The sequence below is a fragment of the Nocardioides sp. genome (assembly GCF_035703625.1).
Lineage (GTDB): Bacteria > Actinomycetota > Actinomycetes > Propionibacteriales > Nocardioidaceae > Nocardioides.
In genome coordinates this window covers 21956-29163 of the sequence record NZ_DASSXS010000178.1, presented here as the reverse complement: position 1 = coordinate 29163, position 7208 = coordinate 21956, and the positions used below count along the sequence as shown (strand labels likewise).

6 protein-coding genes are annotated in these 7208 nt (G+C 72.3%); 1 reads left to right on the top strand and 5 read right to left on the bottom strand.

All coding sequences use genetic code 11. The features are described from left to right. Nucleotides 1–211 precede the first annotated feature (211 nt). The 4 genes from rpmA to VFN12_RS08780 form a co-directional block, all read right to left on the bottom strand. Nucleotides 212–466 carry a 50S ribosomal protein L27 gene (gene rpmA, locus VFN12_RS08795; protein WP_325118268.1) on the bottom strand — a complete coding sequence of 85 codons (255 nt, stop codon included), beginning with the start codon at nt 464–466 and terminating at the stop codon, nt 212–214. A 40-nt stretch (nt 467–506) separates the two neighbouring features. Next, a complete protein-coding gene (rplU, locus tag VFN12_RS08790) occupies nt 507–809 on the bottom strand; it encodes a 50S ribosomal protein L21 (RefSeq protein WP_325118267.1) in 303 nt (100 codons plus the stop codon). A gap of 151 nt (nt 810–960) precedes the next feature. Next, entirely contained in the window at nt 961–4062 is a 3102-nt protein-coding gene (locus VFN12_RS08785) for an Rne/Rng family ribonuclease (protein ID WP_325118266.1), read from the bottom strand. Between the two features lie 399 nt (nt 4063–4461). Continuing rightward, nucleotides 4462–5169, bottom strand: coding sequence for a TIGR03936 family radical SAM-associated protein (locus tag VFN12_RS08780; protein ID WP_325118265.1), 708 nt, complete (start codon nt 5167–5169; stop codon nt 4462–4464). A gap of 61 nt (nt 5170–5230) precedes the next feature. Here VFN12_RS08780 and VFN12_RS08775 point away from each other — a divergent pair, with 61 nt between their 5' ends. Further along, nucleotides 5231–5911: a VOC family protein gene (locus tag VFN12_RS08775; RefSeq protein WP_325118264.1), complete on the top strand. Its 681-nt coding sequence runs from the start codon at nt 5231–5233 to the stop codon at nt 5909–5911. 6 nt (nt 5912–5917) lie between these two features. Here VFN12_RS08775 and VFN12_RS08770 read toward each other — a convergent pair whose 3' ends face one another. Then, a complete protein-coding gene (locus tag VFN12_RS08770) occupies nt 5918–7099 on the bottom strand; it encodes a winged helix DNA-binding domain-containing protein (protein WP_325118263.1) in 1182 nt (393 codons plus the stop codon). Between the last annotated feature and the right edge of the window lie 109 nt (nt 7100–7208).

Genomic DNA, 7208 nt, shown 5'->3' with positions numbered 1-7208 from the left:
GCCACCCCGTTGCCGCCGCGACCGGCGCTGACGTGCAGCGTCACCCGGTCGACGAACGTGGGGACTGCCATCAGGTGCTCCTTAAGCGAGACGTCGGGCGAATGCGCCTCGAGAGCCAACCGGTTTTCGAGACGGGTCGCTCAGCTCCTCGCACGCTCGGATCTGAGCCGAGCCCTCCTCGATCTCCCGCCCGTTTCGCGACTTCGTCGGCTCAGTCGCGGGGCGTGACGTTGACGACCCGGCGTCCACGTCGGGTGCCGAACTCGACGGCACCGCCGACCAGCGCGAAGAGCGTGTCGTCACCGCCACGGCCGACGCCGGATCCCGGGTGGAAGTGGGTCCCGCGCTGGCGGACGATGATCTCGCCGGCGTTGACCAGCTGACCGCCGTACCGCTTGACGCCGAGGCGCTGGGAGTTGGAGTCCCGACCGTTCTTGGTCGAGGCCGCGCCCTTCTTGTGTGCCATGTCTTCGTCCTTCGTTGCTCGAGCCTGATCTCAGATGGGCTCAGAGGGAGATGTCGGTGACCTTGACCTGCGTGTACTTCTGGCGGTGCCCCTGGCGCACCTTGTAGCCGGTCTTGTTCTTGAACTTCTGGATCACGATCTTGGGGCCCTTCACGGCACCGATGACCTCGGCGGTCACGGCAGCCTTGTCGAGGCCGGTGGCGGTGACCTTTTCGCCGTCGACGACCATGACGACCGGCAGGGTGAGCGACTCGCCGACACCGTTCTCGACCTTGTCGATCGAGATGACGTCGCCGACGGCAACCTTCTGCTGCTTGGCGCCTGCGCGCACGATCGCGTACACCGCGGTCTCCTTCGTCTCACTGTTGCTTCGGGTCTGCGGCACGCCTCGGCCTCCGGTGGGAGTCGGGATGCCGTGCAGAGAGGTGCGCGCGAGCGCACGAAGATCAATAGTACGGATGCTGGCGTTGCCCCGCAAAACACGGGGTGGCCGGTCAGCGCTTGCGGGAACCCTTCTTCTTGATCGGCACGTGCTCGACCGTGGTGACCGAGGCCGTCGTGCCGGGCTCGGCGTCGACGGTGCCGGGCTCGACCTGCCCCGTGGCCGCCGGCGCACCGACCTGCCCGGTGGTGCCCACCGGCTGCCCGGCCTGCGCGGTGCGCGGCGACGCCTCGGGCTCTGCGGCCGCGGACGGCGGTCCGGCCGGGCGGCTGGCGCTGCGGCGTCGGGTCCGGGTGACGACCTTGGGCTTCTCGGGCGGATCCTGAGGAGCCGACGAGGGAACCTCCTCGGCCGGCTCGGCCTTGGGCAGCGGGGGAACCTCGACCGTGCCACGGGACGCGGACTCCTCCGCGCCGGCCTCCACCGCCTTGGGCTCGGGGGTCTCGGGCTCGGGCGCCTTGCTCTCCTCCGGCGCGGGCTTCCGCGCCTTCTCGGCCGTCCCGGGCTCGGCCGTCCGCTGCTCGGGTGCCCCCGGCTCGGGGGTCTCGGCCTCGGGCGCCGACTTCGGCTCGGGCGTCTCGGGCTGGGGCGCCGTGCCCCGCTGGGGCTCGGGAGACCCGGCCTGGGGAGCCTCGGACTCGGTCGACTCAGCGGCCTCCGGCCGGGCCATCGCCGCGATGTCCTTCGGCGACGGCGCGGCCTTCGGAGAGCCGTTGCCGCCGTTGTTGCCGCCTCCACGGTTGTCGTCCCCACGCCCACGACCCTTGCCGCGGCGACCGCCGCGCCGGGAGTCGTCGTCGGTCTTCTTGGGCTCGACGGGGACGTCGTGGAGGATCACGCCGCGACCCTGGCAGGCCTCGCAGTTCTCCGAGAACGCCTCGAGCAGGCCCGTGCCGATCCGTTTGCGGGTCATCTGCACCAGGCCGAGCGAGGTCACCTCGGCGACCTGGTGGCGCGTCCGGTCCCGGCCCAGGCACTCGACCAGCCGCCGCAGGACCAGGTCGCGGTTGGACTCCAGCACCATGTCGATGAAGTCGACGACGATGATGCCGCCGATGTCGCGCAGCCGGAGCTGGCGGACGAGCTCCTCCGCCGCCTCGAGGTTGTTCTTGGTGACCGTCTCCTCGAGGTTGCCGCCGGAGCCGGTGAACTTCCCCGTGTTGACGTCCACCACGGTCATCGCCTCGGTACGGTCGATGATCAGCGAGCCGCCGGAGGGGAGCCACACCTTGCGGTCCAGGCCCTTGGCGATCTGCTCGTCGATCCGGTACGTCGAGAACGCACCCGCCTCGCCCTCGTAGCGCTCGAGGCGGTCCTCGAGGTCGGGTGCGACGTGGGCGACGTACTGCTGCACGGTCTCCCAGGCGTCGTCGCCCTCCACGACCAGCTTCTTGAAGTCCTCGGTGAACAGGTCGCGGACGACCTTGAGGGTCAGGTCGGGCTCGGAGTAGAGCGCCTGCGGCGACTTGCCCTTGGCCTTGGAGTCGATGTCCTCCCAGCGAGCCTTGAGGCGCTCGACGTCACGGGTCAGCTCGTCCTCGCTGGCCCCCTCGGCCGCGGTCCGGACGATGACGCCGGCGCTGTCGGGCACGATCTCCTTGAGCAGGGTCTTCAGCCGGGTGCGCTCGGTGTCGGGCAGCTTGCGGGAGATGCCGCTGGTGGTGCCGTCGGGCACGTAGACCAGGAAGCGGCCGGCGAGGCTGATCTGGCTGGTCAGCCGGGCGCCCTTGTGGCCCACCGGGTCCTTGGTGACCTGCACGAGGACCGACTGGCCCGACGACAGGACCGACTCGATCTTGCGGGGCTGGCCGTCCTTGTGCCCGAGCGCGGACCAGTTCACCTCGCCGGCGTACAGCACGGCGTTGCGTCCCTTGCCGATGTCGATGAAGGCCGCCTCCATCGAGGGCAGGACGTTCTGGACGCGTCCGAGGTAGACGTTGCCGATCAGGGAGGTCTGCGACTCCCGGGCGACGTAGTGCTCGACGAGCACCTTGTCCTCGAGCACGGCGATCTGGGTGAGCTCCTCGCGCTGACGGATCACCATGACCCGCTCCACCGCCTCCCGGCGGGCGAGGAACTCCGCCTCGCTCACGATCGGCGCGCGGCGACGTCCGGCCTCGCGGCCCTCGCGGCGGCGCTGCTTCTTGGCCTCCAGCCGGGTGGAGCCGGACACGGCCGTGATCTGGTCCTCCGCGGAGCGTCCCTGGCGGACCTTGGTGACCGTGTTGGCGGGGTCGTCCCCACCGGAGTCGCCTTCGTCGCCGGCACGACGGCGACGCCTGCGCCTGCGGGAGCTCCCGCCTTCGCCCTCGCCCTCGGCGTCGTCGGAGTCGGAGCCCTCGGCGGACTCCGCCTCGTCCTGGCCGGTGGCCTCGCTGTCACCCTCGCCGGACTTGCGCCGGCGGCGACCGCCTCGGCGACGGCGGCGACGGCCGCCGCCGCCCTCGCTGTCGTCGGCGTCGGTGTCGGACTGGTCCGGCCGGTCGGCCTGATCGGCGCGGCCGCCCTTGTCGGGCTTGTCCTCGCCCTTGGCGTCGCCCTTGTCCTCACCCTTGGCCTTGCCGGAGTCGCCGGGCGAGGTGTCCTTGCCCGGCTTGTCCCCGGACCTGTCGGCCTTCTCCCGGGCCGGCTTCTCCTCGGTCGTGTCCTGCTGCGCCGAGGTTGCCTTGCGGGTACGGCGCGGTGGAGCCTGGGCGACGTCGGGCGCCTGGAACAGCACGGCGGGCGTGCTGGCGGCGGACTCCCCGGCACCGGACGGCGCGACCTCGTCGACCTCCGGCTTCGTGGCCGGGCTCTTCTTCGCGGAGGTCTTCTTCGCGGCTGTCTTCTTGGCGGCGGTGGACTTCCTGGCCGCCGCCGTCTTCTTCGCAGCGGGCTCCGCCGGCGGCTCCTGGGCTGCCGGGCCCTGCGTCTCGAACAGCTCGGGCGACGACGCGTCACCCGTGGCCGCCTGGGGCTCGTCCGCTCCTGCTGCGGTCTTCCGCGTGGTGGTCTTCCTGGCCGCCGTCTTCTTCGCGGCGGTTTTCTTCGCGGTGGTCTTCCTGGCCGCCGTCTTCTTCGCGGCGGGCTCCGTACCGGCCGCGGCGGGGATGTCGCCCGGGGCGTCGCCGGGGCCGGAGCCGGGATTGTCGCTGGGCTGGTGGTCCTCGAGCATGTTGCTCTCCTCGACCCGGCGCAGGCGCCGGGCTGTCGTACGCCGTGGCCCGTTCTCCGGGCTCGAGCGTCAAGCCTTCAGTGGCGGCGACACCCTCCGCAGTGTGCGTCGACGAGAGGTGGCTCATCGCCTGCCGCGGTCGCTGGGCCCTCGGCGAGAGCCATCTTCGGCGGAGCTGCTGTCACCCACTCGCACCGGCCGCGTCGCGGTCTGGCGACGATCCGCCCTCGCGATGCCGGGCCCAGAAAATCCTGATCTGTGGACCGGCGAGAACGTCGTCGGGTGACTCGGGGCGGGGGTGCCGCTCCGGGCCAACCGCTTGCGAGTATGGCACACGTGACGCCGATCGCGGTCACCACCGAGAAGCGTCCTCGTGGTCCCGGCGAGTCGCCGAACGAGTCAGGTCAGGGGGTCCCTGATCTCACCGGTCGACTCGTCGAGCGGCCCCTGGGCCAGCCGGGTGAGGCGCGGATCCTCCCCGGTCTCCAGTCCGGCGACGCTGCGCAGGCCGGTGAGGACGTCGTCCGGGCGTACCGCGGGGACGGTGTGGCGCAACCCGACCATCAGCCGGGTCCCGGCGGGCCCCTCCTCGGCCGAGAGCGAGACGACCGCGGCCCGGCAGTCGAACTCGCGCATGCCCTTCTTGGTCATCCGCTGCACCGGCACGGACCCGGTGGCGAGGAACTGCTCGACGGCCGCTGCGCTGGCGGCCAGCGGGGACGCCACGTCGACCTGCCACCTGCTGGCCTGCAGCAGGTCGGCGAGTGAGCCTCCGGGCGACACCACCACCGTCACCAGGTCCAGTCCGTCGGGGAGGGCCTCCCCCAGCTCCACGGCCACCCGGTCCGGGTCCACGACCTCGGCCAGCGCGATCTCGAGGTACTCCGCCTCGCTCGCAGACCCGGTCGGCGCCGCGCCGGCGTACGAGATCCGGGGGTGGGGGTTGAACCCCGAGGAGTAGGCCATGGGCACCCGGGCCCGGAACACGGCCCGCTCGAAGGCCCGGCTGAAGTCACGGTGGCTGGTGAAGCGCAGCCGCCCGCGCTTGGCGTAGCGGATCCGCAGCCGCTGGACGGGCGGCGCCTGCTGCGGGGGTTGATCGGGCACGCTCGGAGGTTACTTGCCACGGCTCGGCCACCACGAACTCGCGATGTGCCAGCATGCGCAGGTGCCACTCGCGACCTACAAGGACCTGTGCATCGACGCCGTCGACGCGGAGCGGGCCGCCCGGTTCTGGGGAGCCTTGCTCGGCCTGACGCCCGGTCCGCACCGCGACGGGATCTGGTGGCTCGACGACGCGCCCGGGGAGGCCGTGGCGTGGATCAACCCCGTCCCGGAGCCGAAGACGGTCAAGAACCGCGTGCACCTCGACGTCAACGCGGAGGGCCTGGAGGCGGCCCTGACGGCGGGTGCCACCGTGGTGGACGACACGCAACCGTGGACGGTGATGACCGATCCGGACGGTCAGGAGTTCTGCGTCTTCGTGCGGGACACCCCGGTCGCACGACGGCTCTACGAGCTGGTCTGGGACTCGGGTCCCGGCGGCGAGGAGTGCCTCGCGATCGCGCGCTGGTGGGCCGAGGTGCTCGGTGCCGACGTCGGTCAGGACGAGTCGGGCGACTGCTACCTCGAGAACGTCCCGGGCGCGCCCTTCGAGTTCATCTGCTTCGGGCCCGTCCCGGAGCCGAAGACGGTGAAGAACCGGGTGCACATCGACGTCGTCACCGACGACGTCGACGCCCTCGTCGCCCACGGAGCGCGCGTGCTGCGCGCCGCGGGCGACGGGATCGGGTGGACCGTGCTGGCCGACCCCGACGGCAACGAGTTCTGCGCCTTCACCCCCGACTGACCCGGATCAGGACCGCAGGGCCGCCCGCATCTGCTGCGACGCGTAGACGGTGTTGACCCGCACACCGCCGAGGAACGCCGTCAACCGCTCCGCCTCGACGTCGAGCGCGGCCCGTGCTCGCGCGCCCGGGTCCTCCCGCAGCGCCACCCGCACGGCCCCGTCCTCGGCCTGGACCCAGCAGCCGACGATCCGCCCGTTCCACCACGCGGTCGACCCGGCGTTGCCGTTGGTGTCGAACAGGTACGGCACATGGTCGGGGGGCAGGTAGAAGTCGCGCTCCTTCCAGCCCATCGTCGTGGGGTCGAGCGCCGGCAGCAGGGCGGCCCAGGGCGGTTCGGGGTCGACCGGCTCGAGGTCGTCGGCCAGGACCCAGCCGGTGCCACCGTGGTCGAGCGAGACCTCGACAGCGCCGACGTCCACGAGCGCCCGGCGCACCGCCGTCCTCGTGGCGCCCAGCCACCACACGATGTCGGTCTCGGTGCCGGGGCCGAACGTGCGCAACCAGCGGCGGACGAGCTCGGCGTACCCCGCGTGCGGCTCCAGGGCCGCGGGCTGCTCGCCCAACCAGCCCGCCATCAGGGTCCACGCCGGTCGGGACACCCGCCAGTGGCCGTCGTTGCGCCCCCGGACGACCAGCGCTTCCGCACCGAGGAGGCCCAGCACACGAGGTGCCAGGGAGACCTCCGCCGACCACTTCCCGCTGCCGATCCGGACCTTGCCGGCGAGCGCGGGCACCTCGGCGCGGATCGTGGCGGCGCTGAGCGCGGAGCCGTCGGCGAGGCGGTCGAGCACGGCCTCGCGGGCCTCCTTCAGCCAGGCCTCACCGTCCAGGGCGAGCCCCCCGCGCTCGGCGTCCTTCGCCGTGCGGCGCCGCTCCTGCTCGGCGACGCGGGCGGAGGCGCTCCCCCAGGCGGCGGGGAGCAGGTCCCGCGGGAAGGCGAAGAGGGTACGGCGCATCGCGAGCTGCTTGACCAGCGACCGGTCGTCGTACAGGGCCCGGTCGACGTCGGCGACCGTCAGCCCCGCCACCCGCGCGAACAGCGAGAGGTAGACGGTCGCCGGCTCGGTGGCGTGCAGCACGGTGAGGGCCCGGGCCGCGGACAGGGGATCCGCGACCCGGGCGTTCGGAGCGAGCGCGTGGCGACGGGCGATCCGGGCGCGCCGCTCGTCGTCGCCGATGTGCCGCACACCCCCAATTGTGCCTCGCCCGCGCTGACCCGCCCGAAACTTTCGGGCGGGTCAGCGGGATTCCTGTCAGTTTCGGGCGGGTCGGCGTGGTCTGGGACGATCGGGCGTC